This is a genomic window from Streptomyces sp. NPDC001890 (assembly GCF_042891445.1).
Lineage (GTDB): Bacteria > Actinomycetota > Actinomycetes > Streptomycetales > Streptomycetaceae > Streptomyces.
Genome location: NZ_JBIATE010000001.1, coordinates 929,116 through 944,432 on the forward strand (window position 1 = coordinate 929,116; position 15,317 = coordinate 944,432).

The 15,317-nt window shown below is 69.3% G+C and carries 12 protein-coding genes; 8 read left to right on the top strand and 4 right to left on the bottom strand.

Annotation, left to right across the window (positions count from 1 at the left end; all coding sequences use genetic code 11):
* Positions 1 to 30 precede the first annotated feature (30 nt).
* Positions 31 to 726: a response regulator gene (locus tag ACFYY1_RS04065; RefSeq protein WP_388580466.1), complete on the top strand. Its 696-nt coding sequence runs from the start codon at positions 31 to 33 to the stop codon at positions 724 to 726.
* 166 nt (positions 727 to 892) lie between these two features.
* The gene (locus ACFYY1_RS04070; protein WP_388580468.1) at positions 893 to 4,048 is read left to right on the top strand and encodes an efflux RND transporter permease subunit; all 3,156 of its coding nucleotides are present in this window, start codon (positions 893 to 895) and stop codon (positions 4,046 to 4,048) included.
* 81 nt (positions 4,049 to 4,129) lie between these two features.
* Here the strand turns inward: ACFYY1_RS04070 and nadA are convergent, their stop codons facing one another.
* Positions 4,130 to 5,326 carry a quinolinate synthase NadA gene (gene nadA / locus ACFYY1_RS04075; protein WP_388580471.1) on the bottom strand — a complete coding sequence of 399 codons (1,197 nt, stop codon included), beginning with the start codon at positions 5,324 to 5,326 and terminating at the stop codon, positions 4,130 to 4,132.
* A gap of 246 nt (positions 5,327 to 5,572) precedes the next feature.
* On the opposite strand from nadA, the gene ACFYY1_RS04080 reads away from it, so the two are divergent.
* Positions 5,573 to 5,929, top strand: a complete 357-nt coding sequence (locus tag ACFYY1_RS04080; protein ID WP_030933606.1) for an iron-sulfur cluster assembly accessory protein — start codon at positions 5,573 to 5,575, stop codon at positions 5,927 to 5,929.
* 132 nt (positions 5,930 to 6,061) lie between these two features.
* Here the strand turns inward: ACFYY1_RS04080 and ACFYY1_RS04085 are convergent, their stop codons facing one another.
* Together ACFYY1_RS04085 and ACFYY1_RS04090 are read right to left on the bottom strand one after the other, a co-directional pair.
* Positions 6,062 to 7,543: a hypothetical protein gene (locus ACFYY1_RS04085; RefSeq protein WP_388580473.1), complete on the bottom strand. Its 1,482-nt coding sequence runs from the start codon at positions 7,541 to 7,543 to the stop codon at positions 6,062 to 6,064.
* Positions 7,544 to 7,691: 148 nt separating this feature from the next.
* Positions 7,692 to 7,889, bottom strand: coding sequence for a hypothetical protein (locus ACFYY1_RS04090; protein ID WP_388580476.1), 198 nt, complete (start codon positions 7,887 to 7,889; stop codon positions 7,692 to 7,694).
* Positions 7,890 to 8,048: 159 nt separating this feature from the next.
* Here ACFYY1_RS04090 and ACFYY1_RS04095 point away from each other — a divergent pair, with 159 nt between their 5' ends.
* The gene (locus ACFYY1_RS04095) at positions 8,049 to 9,023 is read left to right on the top strand and encodes a carbohydrate kinase family protein (protein WP_388580478.1); all 975 of its coding nucleotides are present in this window, start codon (positions 8,049 to 8,051) and stop codon (positions 9,021 to 9,023) included.
* Between the two features lie 161 nt (positions 9,024 to 9,184).
* Here the strand turns inward: ACFYY1_RS04095 and ACFYY1_RS04100 are convergent, their stop codons facing one another.
* A complete protein-coding gene (locus ACFYY1_RS04100; RefSeq protein ID WP_388580481.1) occupies positions 9,185 to 10,567 on the bottom strand; it encodes a cysteine desulfurase/sulfurtransferase TusA family protein in 1,383 nt (460 codons plus the stop codon).
* Positions 10,568 to 10,837: 270 nt separating this feature from the next.
* On the opposite strand from ACFYY1_RS04100, the gene coxB reads away from it, so the two are divergent.
* The 4 genes from coxB (at position 10,838) to ACFYY1_RS04120 (ending at position 15,304) form a co-directional block, all read left to right on the top strand.
* On the top strand, positions 10,838 to 11,800 hold the full coding sequence (gene coxB / locus ACFYY1_RS04105) for a cytochrome c oxidase subunit II (protein WP_388580483.1): 963 nt from the start codon (positions 10,838 to 10,840) through the stop codon (positions 11,798 to 11,800).
* Positions 11,797 to 13,533: a cytochrome c oxidase subunit I gene (gene ctaD, locus ACFYY1_RS04110; protein ID WP_388580486.1), complete on the top strand. Its 1,737-nt coding sequence runs from the start codon at positions 11,797 to 11,799 to the stop codon at positions 13,531 to 13,533. The genes coxB and ctaD overlap by 4 nt, the downstream gene beginning before the upstream one ends.
* The gene (locus tag ACFYY1_RS04115; protein WP_388580488.1) at positions 13,530 to 13,928 is read left to right on the top strand and encodes a cytochrome c oxidase subunit 4; all 399 of its coding nucleotides are present in this window, start codon (positions 13,530 to 13,532) and stop codon (positions 13,926 to 13,928) included. Before ctaD ends, ACFYY1_RS04115 begins: the two co-directional genes overlap by 4 nt.
* A 119-nt stretch (positions 13,929 to 14,047) precedes the next feature.
* A complete protein-coding gene (locus ACFYY1_RS04120; protein WP_388580491.1) occupies positions 14,048 to 15,304 on the top strand; it encodes an Ig-like domain-containing protein in 1,257 nt (418 codons plus the stop codon).
* The last annotated feature ends 13 nt before the right edge of the window (positions 15,305 to 15,317 follow it).

Sequence of the window (15,317 nt, forward strand, 5' to 3'; positions counted from 1 at the left end):
GGACGCGGCGGGCCGGACGGGGGAGAACGCATGACACCGCCCATCAAGGTGCTGCTCGTCGACGACCAGGCGCTGCTGCGCAGCGCGTTCCGGGTGCTGGTCGACTCGGAGGCCGACATGGAGGTGGTCGGCGAGGCGGCGGACGGCGCGCAGGCCGTGGAACTCGCCCGCTCGACCGGCGCCGACGTGGTGCTGATGGACATCCGGATGCCGGGTACGGACGGGCTCACCGCGACCCGGATGATCAGCGCCGATCCGGAGCTGTCCGGCGTACGGGTGGTCATGCTCACCACCTTCGAGGTGGACGAGTACGTGGTGCAGTCGCTGCGGGCCGGGGCGTCCGGCTTCCTCGGCAAAGGGGCGGAACCGGAGGAGCTGCTCAACGCGATCCGTATCGCCGCGGGCGGGGAGGCGCTGCTCTCGCCCGCCGCGACCAAGGGCCTGATCGCCACCTTCCTCGCCCAGGGCGGCAGTTCGCAGGGCGACGGGCCGAGCGCCGCGGAGTACTCCGAGCGGCTCGGCGCGCTCACCGGACGCGAGCGCGAAGTGCTCGTCCAGGTCGCGGGCGGCCACTCCAACGACGAGATCGCCGAGCGGCTCGTCGTCAGCCCGCTCACCGTCAAGACCCATGTGAACCGGGCGATGGCGAAGCTGGGCGCCAGGGACCGGGCCCAATTGGTGGTAATTGCCTACGAATCCGGCCTGGTGCGCCCCAGGGTGGAGTGAGGGGTGGAGATCCGGCGTACTCCACCTGCGGTATGCGCGGCATAAGAAAGCAACCCGGGGGCCGACGCTTTCACCCCTGCCGGTGGGCGATCGTGTAACTGGGCCGGGTCTGTCCCCCAGCCACCCGCCCACCTGCCGCGTAAGCCACAGAAGAGAGACCTCACCCATGTCCTGGCTGTCCAGATTCAGCCTCGCGCAACGGGCCCTGATCGGTTTGATCTCGATCGTCGCGCTCGTATTCGGAGCGATCGCGATCCCGCAGCTCAAGCAGCAGCTGCTGCCCACCATCGAACTCCCGATGGTGTCGGTCATCGCCCCCTACCAGGGTGCGTCCCCCGATGTGGTCGAGAAGCAGGTCGTCGAGCCGCTGGAGAACTCGGTCAAGGCCGTCGACGGCGTCACCGGGATCACCTCGACCGCCAGCGAGGGCAGCGCCGTCATCATGGCGTCCTTCGACTTCGGCAGCGAGGGCACCAAGCAGCTCGTCGCCGACATCCAGCAGGCGGTGAACCGCGCCCGCGCCCAGCTTCCCGACGACGTCGACCCGCAGGTCATCGCCGGCTCGACGGACGACATCCCGGCCGTCGTCCTCGCCGTCACCTCCGACAAGGACCAGCAGGCGCTCGCCGACCAGCTGGACCGCACGGTCGTCCCCGCCCTGGAGGACATCAGCGGCGTCGGCCAGGTCACCGTCGACGGGGTGCAGGACCTCCAGGTCTCCATCACCCCCGACGACAAGAAGCTCGCCGCCGCCGGGCTGAACGCCATGACGCTCTCCCAGGCGCTCCAGGCGGGCGGCGCGACCGTCCCCGCCGGTTCCTTCTCCGAGTCGGGCAAGAGCCGCACCGTCCAGGTCGGCGGCGCCTTCACCTCCCTGAAGCAGATCGAGGACCTGCGGGTCGCCGGTCAGGACCCGGCCACGGGCAAGCCCGGCAGGCCGGTCCGGCTCGGTGCCGTCGCCACGGTGAAGCAGGAGCCGTCCACCGCGGTCTCCATCACCCGTACCAACGGCAAGCCGAGCCTCGCCGTGATGGCCACGATGGACAAGGACGGCAGCGCCGTCGCCATCTCGGACGCGGTCAAGGACAAGCTCCCCGACCTCCGCAAGGATCTCGGCGCCGGCGCCGAACTGACCGTCGTCTCCGACCAGGGCCCCGCCGTCTCCAAGGCGATCTCCGGTCTGACCACCGAAGGTGCGCTCGGTCTGCTCTTCGCCGTCATCGTGATCCTGGTCTTCCTCGCCTCGCTGCGTTCGACCCTGGTCACCGCGGTCTCCATCCCGCTCTCCGTGGTCCTCGCGCTGATCGTGCTCTGGACCCGTGACCTCTCGCTCAACATGCTCACGCTGGGCGCGCTGACCATCGCGATCGGCCGCGTCGTCGACGACTCGATCGTGGTCCTGGAGAACATCAAGCGGCACCTCGGCTACGGCGAGGAGCGCCAGTCGGCGATCATCGCCGCGGTGAAGGAAGTGGCCGGCGCGGTCACCTCCTCGACCCTCACCACGGTCGCCGTCTTCCTGCCGATCGGCCTCGTCGGCGGCATGGTCGGCGAGCTCTTCGGCTCCTTCTCGCTGACCGTCACCGCGGCCCTGCTGGCCTCGCTGCTGGTCTCGCTGACCGTCGTCCCCGTCCTGTCCTACTGGTTCCTGCGCGCCCCGAAGGGCGCCACGGAGAACCCGGACGAGGCCCGTCGCAAGGCCGAGGAGAAGGAGGCCCGCAGCCGGCTCCAGCGGCTGTACATCCCGGTGCTGCGCTTCGCCACCCGGCGCCGCATCACCAGCATCGTCATCGCGATCGCCGTGTTCATCGGCACCTTCGGCATGGCCCCGCTGCTGAAGACCAACTTCTTCGACCAGGGAGAGCAGGAGGTCCTCTCGATCAAGCAGGAGCTGGCCCCCGGCACCAGCCTGGCGGCCGCCGACGAGGCGGCCAAGAAGGTCGAGAAGGTCCTCACCGACGACAAGGGCGTCAAGGACTACCAGGTCACCGTCGGCTCGTCCGGCTTCATGGCGGCCTTCGGCGGCGGCACCGGCGCCAACCAGGCCTCGTACCAGGTCACCCTGAAGGACTCGGGCGACTTCGACGCCACGCAGAAGCGCATCGACACCGCGCTCGGCAAGCTCGACGGCATCGGTGACACCACCATCTCCGCGGGCGACGGCTTCGGCAGCCAGGACCTCAGCGTCGTGGTCAAGGCCGCCGACGCGGACGTGCTGAGGAAGGCGTCCGAGCAGGTCCGGGCCGAGGTGGCGAAGCTGAAGGACGTCACCGACGTCCAGAGCGACCTCGCGCAGAGCGTCCCGCGGATCTCGGTCAAGGCCAAGCCCGAGGCCGCCGAGGCCGGCTTCAGCCAGGCCACGCTCGGCGCGGCCGTCGCCGGAGCGGTGCGCGGCACCCCGTCCGGCAAGGCGATCATGGACGACACCGAGCGGGACGTCGTCATCAAGTCCGCCCACCCGGCCACCACCATGGCCGAGCTGAAGAACCTGCCCCTCGGCCCGGTGAAGCTCGGACGGATCGCCGACGTCGAACTGGTCCCCGGCCCGGTCTCCATGACCCGGATCGACGGCCAGCGCGCCGCGACGATCACCGCCAAGCCCACCGGCGACAACACCGGTGCGGTCAGCGCCTCGCTCCAGACGAAGATCAACGCGCTGAAGCTCCCGGACGGCGCCACCGCCACCATCGGCGGTGTCTCCGAGGACCAGAACGACGCGTTCCTGAAGCTCGGCCTGGCCATGCTGGCCGCGATCGCGATCGTCTTCATGCTGCTGGTGGCGACGTTCAAGTCCCTGATCCAGCCGCTGATCCTGCTGGTCTCCATCCCGTTCGCGGCGACCGGCGCGATCGGCCTGCTCGTGATCACCGGCACCCCGATGGGCGTCCCGGCGATGATCGGCATGCTGATGCTGATCGGCATCGTGGTGACCAACGCGATCGTGCTGATCGACCTGATCAACCAGTACCGGACCCAGGGCATGGGCGTCGTCGAAGCGGTCGTCGAGGGCGGCCGCCACCGGCTCCGCCCGATCCTGATGACGGCACTCGCGACGATCTTCGCCCTGCTCCCGATGGCGCTCGGCGTCACCGGCGAGGGCGGCTTCATCTCGCAGCCGCTCGCGGTGGTCGTGATCGGCGGCCTGGTCACCTCGACCCTGCTCACGCTGCTCCTGGTGCCGACGCTCTACGCGATGGTGGAGCTCCGCAAGGAGCGCCGCGCGAAGAAGAAGGCGCTCAAGCGCGAGAAGAAGGCGGGCCTGCCCGCCCCGGCCCCCGCGGCGGACACCGCCTCCGAGGAGCCGGAGCCCGCGAAGGCCTGACCCGGCGGCAGGAAGGCCCCGGCACCGAGTTCCGGTGCCGGGGCCTTCCTGCGTACCGCGTGTGCTGTGTGTGCCGTACGGCTACGGCAGCGCCAGCATCCGCTCCAGCGCGAGCTTGGCGTACTTCTCCGTCTCCGGGTCGACCTCGATCCGGTTGATCAGCTTGCCCTCGGCCAGCGACTCCAGCGCCCACACCAGGTGCGGCAGGTCGATCCGGTTCATCGTCGAGCAGAAGCAGACCGTCTTGTCGAGGAAGACGATCTCCTTGTCCTCGGCCGCGAACCGGTTGGCCAGCCGGCGCACCAGGTTCAGTTCGGTGCCGATCGCCCACTTCGAGCCGGCCGGGGCCGCCTCCAGGGCCTTGATGATGTACTCCGTCGAGCCGACGTGGTCCGCCGCCGCCACGACCTCGTGCTTGCACTCGGGGTGCACCAGGACGTTGACGCCCGGTATCCGCTCGCGGACGTCGTTGACGGACTCGACCGAGAAGCGGCCGTGCACCGAGCAGTGCCCGCGCCACAGGATCATCTTCGCGTCCCGCAGCTCCTCGGCGGTCAGTCCGCCGTTGGGCTTGTGCGGGTTGTAGAGGACGCAGTCCTCCAGCGACATCCCCATGTCCCGGACCGCGGTGTTCCGGCCCAGGTGCTGGTCGGGCAGGAAGAGGATCTTCTCGCCCTGCTCGAAGGCCCACTCCAGCGCCCGCTTGGCGTTGGAGGAGGTACAGATGGTGCCGCCGTGCCTGCCGGTGAACGCCTTGATGTCGGCGGAGGAGTTCATGTACGAGACGGGCACGACCTGCTCGGCTACCCCGGCCTCGGTCAGCACGTCCCAGCACTCGGCGACCTGCTCGGCGGTGGCCATGTCGGCCATGGAACAGCCCGCAGCCAGGTCCGGCAGCACGACCTTCTGGTCGTCGGTGGTCAGGATGTCCGCGGACTCGGCCATGAAGTGCACGCCGCAGAAGACGATGTACTCGGCCTCCGGCCGCGCGGCCGCGTCCCGGGCGAGCTTGAACGAGTCGCCCGTGACGTCCGCGAACTGGATGACCTCGTCGCGCTGGTAGTGGTGGCCGAGGACGAACACCTTGTCCCCGAGCTTCTCCTTGGCCGCGCGGGCACGCTCCACCAGGTCCGGGTCGGACGGGGAGGGCAGGTCGCCGGGGCACTCGACGCCGCGCTCGCTCCGCGGGTCGGCCTCACGGCCGAGCAGGAGCAGGGCGAGGGGCGTCGGCTGGACGTCGAGATCCTGGACGGGGTGGGCCGTGGTCACGTCACGCACCCTTTCTTCTCTGCTGAAAGCCTCTGCGAAAAGCTTCCGCGAAGCCTTTTCGTCTAATTGACGCTATCTATCATATCCGGTTCACGTCACTTTGACGATGTCCATAGTGTCGATGTGACGCATCCCCCCGGCCGACCGGTGTGCGAGCATGAATGGAACAGGCAAGCGCTCGGCCCGGAATGAATCCGCGGTCCCGACGGTTGCAACGTCGGCAAGCAGTCTCCGTACAACCCGGGAGAGAAGCAGATGTCCGTATCGGACGAGACCACCACCGTGAGCGACGGCATCCTCCTGTCCGACGCCGCCGCAGCCAAGGTCAAGGGCCTGCTGGAGCAGGAAGGCCGTGACGACCTGGCGCTGCGCGTCGCCGTGCAGCCCGGCGGCTGCTCCGGCCTGCGCTACCAGCTCTTCTTCGACGAGCGTTCGCTCGACGGCGATGTCGTGAAGGACTTCGACGGCGTCAAGGTCGTCACCGACCGGATGAGTGCTCCGTACCTGGGTGGCGCCTCCATCGACTTCGTCGACACCATCGAGAAGCAGGGCTTCACGATCGACAACCCCAACGCCACGGGCTCCTGCGCCTGCGGCGACTCCTTCAGCTAGGCCCTGAAGGCGACTGAGCCCTGAAGGCGACGCGTACGTCTGAACGCGACGCGGAACGGCACGACGGCGGCGGCCCCGGAATCCGGGGCCGCCGCCGTCGTGCCGTTCCGCGTCGCCCCGGGGCCCCGGCGCTCAGGCGCGGGGCACGTCGCCGCCCGACGCCGCGTCGACCACGGTCCGGTCGCCGAGCGGCGCGTCGAGCGTCACCGTCCGGGTCAGCTCCTTGGCGATCATGATGCAGACCTTCTTCCCGGGCTGCTGCGCCTCCGTCACCTTCACGGTCACCCGGTCCGGGCTCTCGGTCGCGCTCGCGGTGTACGTGCTGCACACCCCGCCCCAGAAGGTCACCGACAGGGTCCGTCCGTCGGCGCTGTACGACAGCAGCTGCCGCTGGGACTTCTCCGCGCCACCCGGGGGCGTCGGAGCCGGCGTGGGGGCGGTCGTCACCGGTGCGTCCTTCGCCAGGTACGAGGGGGCCACGGCGACCTGCGTCACCGTGGTGCCCCGGCCACCGGCGGCCGGCCGCACCGAGAAGAGCCAGGACGGTACGAGCGTCTGCTTGCCCGCCACGTACTGCGTCGCCAGGCCGAACACCGCCTTGTCGACCGTCACGGTCGTCGTCGGCCGCTCCGCCCCGGTCCGCGCCCCGCAGCGGGCCTTCGGCGACTTCAGGCCCTCGTCCAGCGGCACGGGGGTGGCGCATCCGCCGATGTCCGCGCGGGCCTCCTTGCGGGACGCCGGCCCGTTCAGCTGCTCCAGCGCCTGGGCCGCACCGATCACCGGATAGCTGTCGCTCTTCTCCAGGCCCTTCAACTGCCCGCTGCCGCCGACCACTTCACCGTTCGCTCCCACCTGGATCCCGGTCGACCAGCCGTACGTGGGAAGGCCGTCCACCTTCGGGTCGGCGTTCACCACCCGTACCGAGCCCATGAGTTGACCGGAATCGAGCGCGGCGCCGTCCTGCCCCGCCGCCTTCAGGACCGGTGCCGCGGCGGCCCTGGCGGCACTCTCGCTCACCGGGGAGCCGCTGCCGCCCGGAGTCGGGTTCCCGCCCGAACAGATCGTCTCCTTCTGGCAGTTGTCCGTGCCGCCGGAGCCGTACCGGGCGAAGCTCCAGGTGCCCGGGGCCTGCTTCTCGACCCGCAGGGCCGAGCCGGAGCCGTCCCCGTCGGACCCCACCTTCCAGTATGTGCCCTCGGCCTGCGGCGTGCCCGCCAGCTTCAGCGCCTTCGCCAGCCGGGCCACCTCGGCCGCCGAGACGGTCCCCACCGCGTGCCGCACCGCGGCCGTGCGCGGACCCTCGGGCAGCTTGCCGGACGCGCGGTAGACCACCCGGCCGCCACTCGGGTCGGGCTCGCCCGGCGCGATGCCCCGCGAGGGCGCCTCGGGCGACGCCGGGGCGCCCGAGGGCCGGTCCAGGGACAGCGGGGGAGGGGTGCGCCGCCCGCCGTCGTCCGCGCTGCCGCCGGACCTGTCGTCGCCGCCGGCCGCGGTCGCGGCCCAGTACGCACCGCCGCCACCGGCCAGCAGCACGGCTGCCGCCACCGAGGCCACGGCGAGCGGCGAACGCCGCCGGGGGCCGGTCACGTCGTTGTCGGGTCGCTCGGTGCTCACCGGATCGCTCCTTCGCCTGCCTGGCCGTCACAGGCCGTCACCCGGCCTGTCGTCCGTCCCCGGACGGGGACGACAGTGGGACGGAGCAGCGGCGCGCACGGTTCCCTCGCGGGGCTCAGGTGCGATCGGCGCGGGTCGCGGCCGCCTCTCAGTCCCCGTAGTCCGACATGGCGTCGATCAGCCGGGCGGAGGCGGCGGGCACGGTGACTCCGTGAATCCGGGACGGGGCGACCGGAACAGGGGCAGACTTCGGGTGGGCCACCCAGTGCGGAGCCATCCGGGCGCAGTCACCGCGCAGCTCGGCCAGGCTCATCTCGGAGTCGCGCGTGGCGATGTGGTTCGACATATCCGCACCGTAGGCACCACCGCCCTCAGGAAGAAAGCCCTACTATCGGGTAGTTTTTCCCTATTCGTGGTGCTCCGTGGAACCGGTAGCGTGAACTGTCACGCCGCCCCGGGAACACAGTCACCCGTTCCCCCCGATCTCCGCAGGAGCAGTCTCCCCGTGCGAATCGCAGTCACCGGCTCCATCGCCACCGATCACCTCATGACCTTCCCCGGCCGTTTCGCCGACCAGCTGGTCGCGGATCAGCTGCACACGGTCTCGCTCTCCTTCCTGGTCGACAACCTCGACGTGCGCCGGGGCGGTGTCGCCGCCAACATCTGCTTCGGCATGGGCCTGCTGGGCACGGAGCCGATCCTGGTCGGCGCCGCCGGCTCCGACTTCGACGAGTACCGCGCCTGGCTCGACCGCCACGGCGTCGACACCGGATCGGTCCGGATCTCCGAGGTCCTGCACACCGCCCGTTTCGTCTGCACCACGGATGCCGACCACAACCAGATCGGTTCCTTCTACACCGGTGCGATGAGCGAGGCCCGCCTCATCGAGCTGAAGGCCGTCGGTGACCGGGTCGGCGGCCTCGACCTGGTCTCGATCGGCGCCGACGACCCCGAGGCGATGCTCCGCCACACCGAGGAGTGCCGCTCCCGGGGCATCCCGTTCGCCGCGGACTTCTCGCAGCAGATCGCCCGGATGGACGGCGACGAGATCCGGATCCTCCTGGAGGGCGCCACGTACCTCTTCTCCAACGAGTACGAGAAGGGGCTCATCGAGTCCAAGACCGGCTGGACCGACGAGGAGATCCTGTCCAAGGTCGGCCACCGGGTCACCACCCTCGGCGCCCGCGGCGTCCGCATCGAGCGCGCCGGCCAGGAGCCGATCGAGGTCGGCTGCCCGGAGGAGGAGACCAAGGCCGACCCGACCGGCGTCGGCGACGCCTTCCGGGCCGGATTCCTCTCCGGCCTCGCCTGGGGCGTCGGCCTGGAGCGCGCCGCCCAGGTCGGCTGCATGCTCGCCACCCTGGTCATCGAGACGGTCGGCACCCAGGAGTACACCCTGCGCCGCACCCACTTCATGGACCGCTTCACCAAGGCGTACGGCCATGACGCCGCCGCCGAGGTCCGCACCCACCTCGCGTAGGGCCTCTCGTTTGGATCATGCCGGGCTCGCGTGCCCCGGTGCCGCGCCTCGCGGCGTCGTCGTCGGTCGCCGACGCGCCGCGTCGACTCCCTCCTCCGCCTTGCGATGCACGGCACCGGACCCCGCACCCTGATCCGGCCCGATCCAAACGAAAGACCCCGTCAGGACAGCCGGCGGACCACATAGGCCGAGCCACGGTCCGCCGGCTCCTCGCCCACGTACTCCTGCTCGCGCATCGCGCACCAGGCCGGGATGTCCAGCCGCGCCGCCTCGTCGTCGGAGAGCACGGTCACCGTTCCGCCCACCGGTACGTCCCCGATCACCTTCGCGAGTTCGATCACGGGGATCGGGCACCGCTTCCCGAGCGCGTCGACCACCAGGGACCCGGCCGGTGCGGCCGCCCGGGGTGCCGCGACCGGCGCGCCCAGCCTCTCCCGCACCTCCGCCACCACCCGGGGCAGCACGTCCAGGAAACGGTCGACGTCCGCCGCGGCGGTGCCGTTCGGCAGCGACACCCGTACGTTCCCCTCCGACAGCACTCCCATGGCCCTGAGCACATGGCTCGGGGTCAGCGTGCTGCTGGTGCAGGACGAACCGGACGATACGGAGAAACCCGCCCGGTCCAGCTCGTGCAGCAGTGTCTCCCCGTCGACATAGAGACAGGAGAAGGTCACCAGGTGCGGCAGCCGCCGCACCGGATCGCCGACCACCTCCACATCGGGCACCAGCTCCGGCACCGCGGCCCTGATCCGGTCCACCAGGGCCCGCAGCCGTACGGACTCGGCGGCGGCCTCGGCCCGTACCGCCCGCAGAGACGCCGCCGCGGCGACGATCGCCGGAAGGTTCTCGAACCCCGCCGCCCGCCCCGACTCCCGCTCGTCGGCCGGACCTTGGGCGGCGAACCGCACCCCCTTGCGCACCGCCAGCAGCCCGACGCCGGGCGGCCCGCCCCACTTGTGGGCACTCCCGGTCAGCAGCGACCAGCCCGCCGGCACCGGCTCTCGGCCCAGCGACTGCGCGGCGTCCACCAGCAGCGGCACCCCGGCCGCCCGGCAGGCCTCCGCCACCGCGGCCACCGGCTGCTCGGTGCCGACCTCGTGGTTGGCGGACTGCAGACAGGCCAGCGCGGTGTCCTCGCGCAGCACCTCCGCGTACGCCGCCGCGCTCACCGCCCCCGACCGGTCCACCGGGACCTCGGAGACCGACCCGCCCTGCGCCTCATGGGTGGCGGCCGAATGGAGCACCGACGAGTGTTCGACCGAGGAGACGACCAGATGGCGGCCGACACGCCGACGCCCCGCGAGGGCTCCGGAAATTCCCGAGTGAACCGCCAGGGTCCCCGAAGGAGTGAATGTGAGCTCGTCCGGGCGGCACCCGACGGCCTCGGCGGCGGCCTCCCGGGCGGCGTCCAGCAGCAGCCGGGCCCGTCGTCCCTCCCGGTAGAGCCTGGCCGGGTCGGCCCAGCCCTCGTCCAGCGCGGCAAGCAGGGCCTGGCGTGCGACGGGGTGCAGGGGGGCAGCGGATGCGGTGTCGAAGTAGGGCACGCGGCCACGCTAGCCCGAGGTGGGCGCCGGGCCGGGGACGGGCCCGGCGGGGGGCCAGGAGAGGGGGCGTCAGATGGCGGCCGGAGGCCCGTATTCCACCCCTTCGGGGAGTCGGACGGCGCGTTGGGCACCCTCCCCGCGCGACCCCAAATAGCGTCCAGTAGGGTTTGGTCCGCATAAACATCCAAACCCCTGCCCGCGTCAGGGCGGCGACCGACCAGAACGACGGCCGCGCCGACCGCGCGGGCGAGACTCTCGGGAAGGCGCTACGTGAGTCCCAACGGCTCCGACCGCTCGTCGCGGCGCCCGATGCGGCGGAAGCTGCCGCAGGTGCTGACTGCGGGCCTGATCCTGGCGACCGCAACCGGTTGCACATACAAGGACTTCCCCCGCCTTGGTATGCCTACGCCGGTAACAGAAGAGGCACCACGGATCCTTTCCCTCTGGCAGGGCTCGTGGGCGGCAGCGCTCGCCACGGGCGTGCTGGTCTGGGGCCTGATCCTGTGGAGCGTCATCTTCCACCGGCGCAGCCGCACCAAGGTCGAGGTTCCTCCGCAGACCAGGTACAACATGCCCATCGAGGCGCTGTACACCGTGGTCCCTCTGATCATCGTCTCGGTGTTGTTCTACTTCACCGCGCGCGATGAATCGAAGCTCCTCTCGCTCTCTCCGAAGCCTGCCCACACCATCAACGTGGTCGGCTACCAGTGGAGCTGGGGCTTCAACTACATCGAGAACGTGGACGGCTCGACCGCCACGGGCAACGAGATCCCCAAGGAGCTCGACGCCATCCCCAACCGTTTCCGGGAGGACTTCCCCAAGGGTGCGGAAGGCGTCTACGACTTCGGCGTCCCGGGAACCCGGAACCCGCAGAACGGCAACCCGGGTCCGACCCTGTGGCTGCCGAAGGGCGAGAAGGTCCGCTTCGTTCTGACTTCGCGTGACGTCATCCACTCCTTCTGGGTGGTGCCGTTCCTCATGAAGCAGGACGTCATTCCGGGCCACACCAACTCCTTCGAGGTGACTCCCAACCAGGAGGGCACCTTCATGGGCAAGTGCGCCGAACTCTGCGGCGTCGACCACTCCCGGATGCTCTTCAACGTCAAGGTCGTCTCCCCGGAGCGCTACCAGGCGCACCTCGAGGAGCTGGCGAAGAAGGGCCAGACGGGCTACGTGCCGGCCGGCATCGAGCAGACTGACCCGGCCAGGAATGCGGAGACGAACAAACTGTGAGCATCCTCAACGAACCTCAGGGTGCCGCGGCAGCAGACGACTCGTACGAGGACGAGCTGCCGGTCCGGCGCAAGCAGCCGGGAAACGTCGTCATCAAGTGGCTGACCACCACTGACCACAAGACGATCGGCACGATGTACCTGGTCACGTCGTTCGCGTTCTTCTGCATCGGCGGTCTGATGGCGCTCTTCATGCGCGCCGAACTGGCCCGTCCCGGCACGCAGATCATGTCGAACGAGCAGTTCAACCAGGCGTTCACGATGCACGGCACGATCATGCTGCTGATGTTCGCGACGCCGCTGTTCGCCGGATTCGCGAACTGGATCATGCCGCTGCAGATCGGCGCGCCCGACGTGGCGTTCCCGCGGCTGAACATGTTCGCGTACTGGCTGTACCTCTTCGGTTCGCTCATCGCGGTGGCCGGCTTCCTCACCCCGCAGGGTGCGGCGGACTTCGGCTGGTTCGCCTACTCCCCGCTCTCGGACGCGGTCCGGTCGCCGGGTGTCGGCGCCGACATGTGGATCATGGGTCTGGCCTTCTCCGGCTTCGGCACGATCCTCGGTTCGGTCAACTTCATCACCACGATCATCTGCATGCGTGCCCCCGGCATGACGATGTTCCGCATGCCGATCTTCGTCTGGAACGTCCTGCTGACCGGTGTGCTGGTCCTGCTGGCCTTCCCGGTGCTCGCCGCCGCGCTCTTCGCGCTGGAGGCGGACCGTAAATTCGGTGCGCATGTCTTCGACGCGGCCAATGGCGGCGCATTGCTCTGGCAACACCTCTTCTGGTTCTTCGGCCATCCAGAGGTGTACATCATTGCTCTGCCATTCTTCGGAATCATTTCCGAAGTGATTCCGGTCTTCAGCCGCAAGCCGATGTTCGGCTACATCGGCCTGATCAGCGCGACGATCGCCATCGCGGGTCTTTCCGTGACGGTGTGGGCGCACCACATGTACGTGACGGGCGGCGTGCTGTTGCCGTTCTTCTCGTTCATGACATTCCTCATCGCGGTACCGACCGGTGTGAAGTTCTTCAACTGGATCGGCACGATGTGGAAGGGATCGTTGTCCTTCGAGACACCGATGCTCTGGGCCGTCGGCTTCCTGATCACCTTCACCTTCGGTGGTCTGACCGGCGTGATCCTGGCATCGCCCCCGATGGACTTCCACGTCTCGGACTCGTACTTCGTCGTCGCGCACTTCCACTACGTCATCTTCGGCACCGTGGTCTTCGCGATGTTCTCCGGATTCCACTTCTGGTGGCCGAAGTTCACCGGCAAGATGCTGGACGAGCGGCTCGGCAAGATCACGTTCTGGACGCTGTTCGTGGGCTTCCACGGCACGTTCCTGGTGCAGCACTGGCTGGGTGCCGAGGGCATGCCGCGTCGTTACGCGGACTACCTCGCCGCCGACGGCTTCACCGCGCTGAACACGATCTCGACGATCTCCTCGTTCCTGCTCGGTCTGTCGATGCTGCCGTTCTTCTACAACGTGTGGAAGACCGCCAAGTACGGCAAGAAGATCGAGGTCGACGACCCGTGGGGCTACGGCCGTTCGCTGGAGTGGGCGACCTCCTGCCCGCCGCCGCGGCACAACTTCCTCACCCTGCCGCGGATCCGCTCCGAATCCCCGGCGTTCGACCTGCATCACCCGGAGATCTCGGCGCTCGAGCAGCTGGAGCACCACTCCGAGGATGACAAGGCCCTCGCTGGTGGCAAGGAGGCCGGCAAGTGAAGATCCAAGGCAAGATGTTCATCTGGCTGAGCGTCTTCATCCTCGTCATCGCCATCACGTACGGCGTGTGGTCGAAGGAGCCGGCCGGTACCACCGCGCTCGTCCTGGCCTTCGGGCTGAGCATCATGATCGGCTTCTACCTGGCCTTCACGGCCCGGCGGGTCGACGCCATGGCGCAGGACAACAAGGAAGCCGATGTGGCGGACGAGGCCGGCGAGGTGGGGTTCTTCTCCCCGCACAGCTGGCAGCCGCTCTCGCTGGCGGTCGGCGGTGCACTCGCCTTCATGGGAGTCATCTTCGGCTGGTGGCTGCTCTACTTCTCGGCCCCGATGATCCTGATCGGTCTGTTCGGCTGGGTCTTCGAGTACTACCGCGGTGAGAACCGCACCCAGTGACACCGCTCCACCGCTCCACCTGAACGGGGGGCCCGCACTTCTCCACCGAGAGGAGTACGGGTCCCCCGTTTGCAGTCACACCGCGCGCTGATTCGGGTGAATCTCCATAGCTTGGGTTCATGAACCACACGCCGCGCATCCGCCCCGTAGTGAGCTGCACTCTGCTGGTCGTGACCCTGGTCGCAGGTGTGACCGCCTGTGGCGGTTCCGGCGGCCATCCGCTCGCGGAGAAGCCGTACGACGCGGCGGACGAGATCTCCGCCAACGCCACGGACGGCGACGAGAAGGTCGACCCCGGCAAGCCGCTGGAAGTCACCGTCAACGGCGACGACGGCCGGATCACGGACGTGTCGGCCGTCGACACGACCGGCCGCCATCTGGCGGGCGAACTCGACGCCGACGGGAAGCGGTGGCACTCCACCGTCCCGCTCGCCGCCGGAACCCGGTACACCGTCAGGGTCGGTGTGGAGGACGACGACGGCGCTCCGGGCAGCCGTACGCTCTCTTTCGGGACCACCACCGCCAAGAAGTTCCTGAAGGTCACCTTCGGCCCTCAGGCGGGCACCTACGGCGTGGGACAGCCCATCACGGCGGAACTCAGCGCTCCGGTCAAGGACAAGGCGTCCAGGGCCAACGTCGAGCGCGCCCTCAGGGTCCGCTCGACGCCCGCCGTGACCGGCTCCTGGTACTGGGTCGACGACAAGATCCTGCACTACCGCCCCAAGGACTACTGGCCCGCCAGGGCCACCATCGACGTCACCAGCGGCCTGGCCGGCGTCAAGGTCACCGACACCCTCTACGGCGCCCCCACGAAGGCGCTGAGGCTCACCACGGGCGACCGTGTCGAGGCCATCACGAACGCCGCGTCGCACTCGATGACGGTCAAGCGCAACGGGAAAGTGATCAAAACCATTCCGGTGACGACCGGCAAGCCCGGCTTCTCCACCCGAAACGGCGTCAAGGTCGTGCTGGGCAAGGAGTACCGCGTACGTATGCGCGGGGAGACGATCGGCATCGCGGAGGGCTCCTCCGACTCGTACGACCTGCAGGTCTACTACGCGACCCGGGTCACCTGGAGCGGCGAGTACGTGCACGCGGCCCCCTGGTCCACCGGCTCGCAGGGGTACGAGAACGTCAGCCACGGCTGCACGGGCATGAGCACCGGCCAGGCCGAGTGGTTCTACAACACCGTGCGCACGGGCGACATCGTCACGGTCGTGGGCAGCCAGGGCGAGATGATGACGCCGTTCGACAACGGCTTCGGCGACTGGAACCTGTCCTGGGCCAAATGGCTGAAGGGCAGCGCCCTGCAGAAGGACACCGCCCCGGACCGCGAAGACACGATCCAGGCGGCGCGACTGCGCCCCGAGGTCTGACCGGCCCGGGGAG

Coding starts and splice junctions, on each gene's coding strand:
- ACFYY1_RS04065 (WP_388580466.1), top strand. CDS start 31: ATGACACCGCCCATCAAGGTGCTGCTCGTCGACGACCAGGCGCTGCTG.
- ACFYY1_RS04070 (WP_388580468.1), top strand. CDS start 893: ATGTCCTGGCTGTCCAGATTCAGCCTCGCGCAACGGGCCCTGATCGGT.
- ACFYY1_RS04080 (WP_030933606.1), top strand. CDS start 5,573: ATGTCCGTATCGGACGAGACCACCACCGTGAGCGACGGCATCCTCCTG.
- ACFYY1_RS04090 (WP_388580476.1), bottom strand. CDS start 7,889: ATGTCGAACCACATCGCCACGCGCGACTCCGAGATGAGCCTGGCCGAG.
- ACFYY1_RS04120 (WP_388580491.1), top strand. CDS start 14,048: ATGAACCACACGCCGCGCATCCGCCCCGTAGTGAGCTGCACTCTGCTG.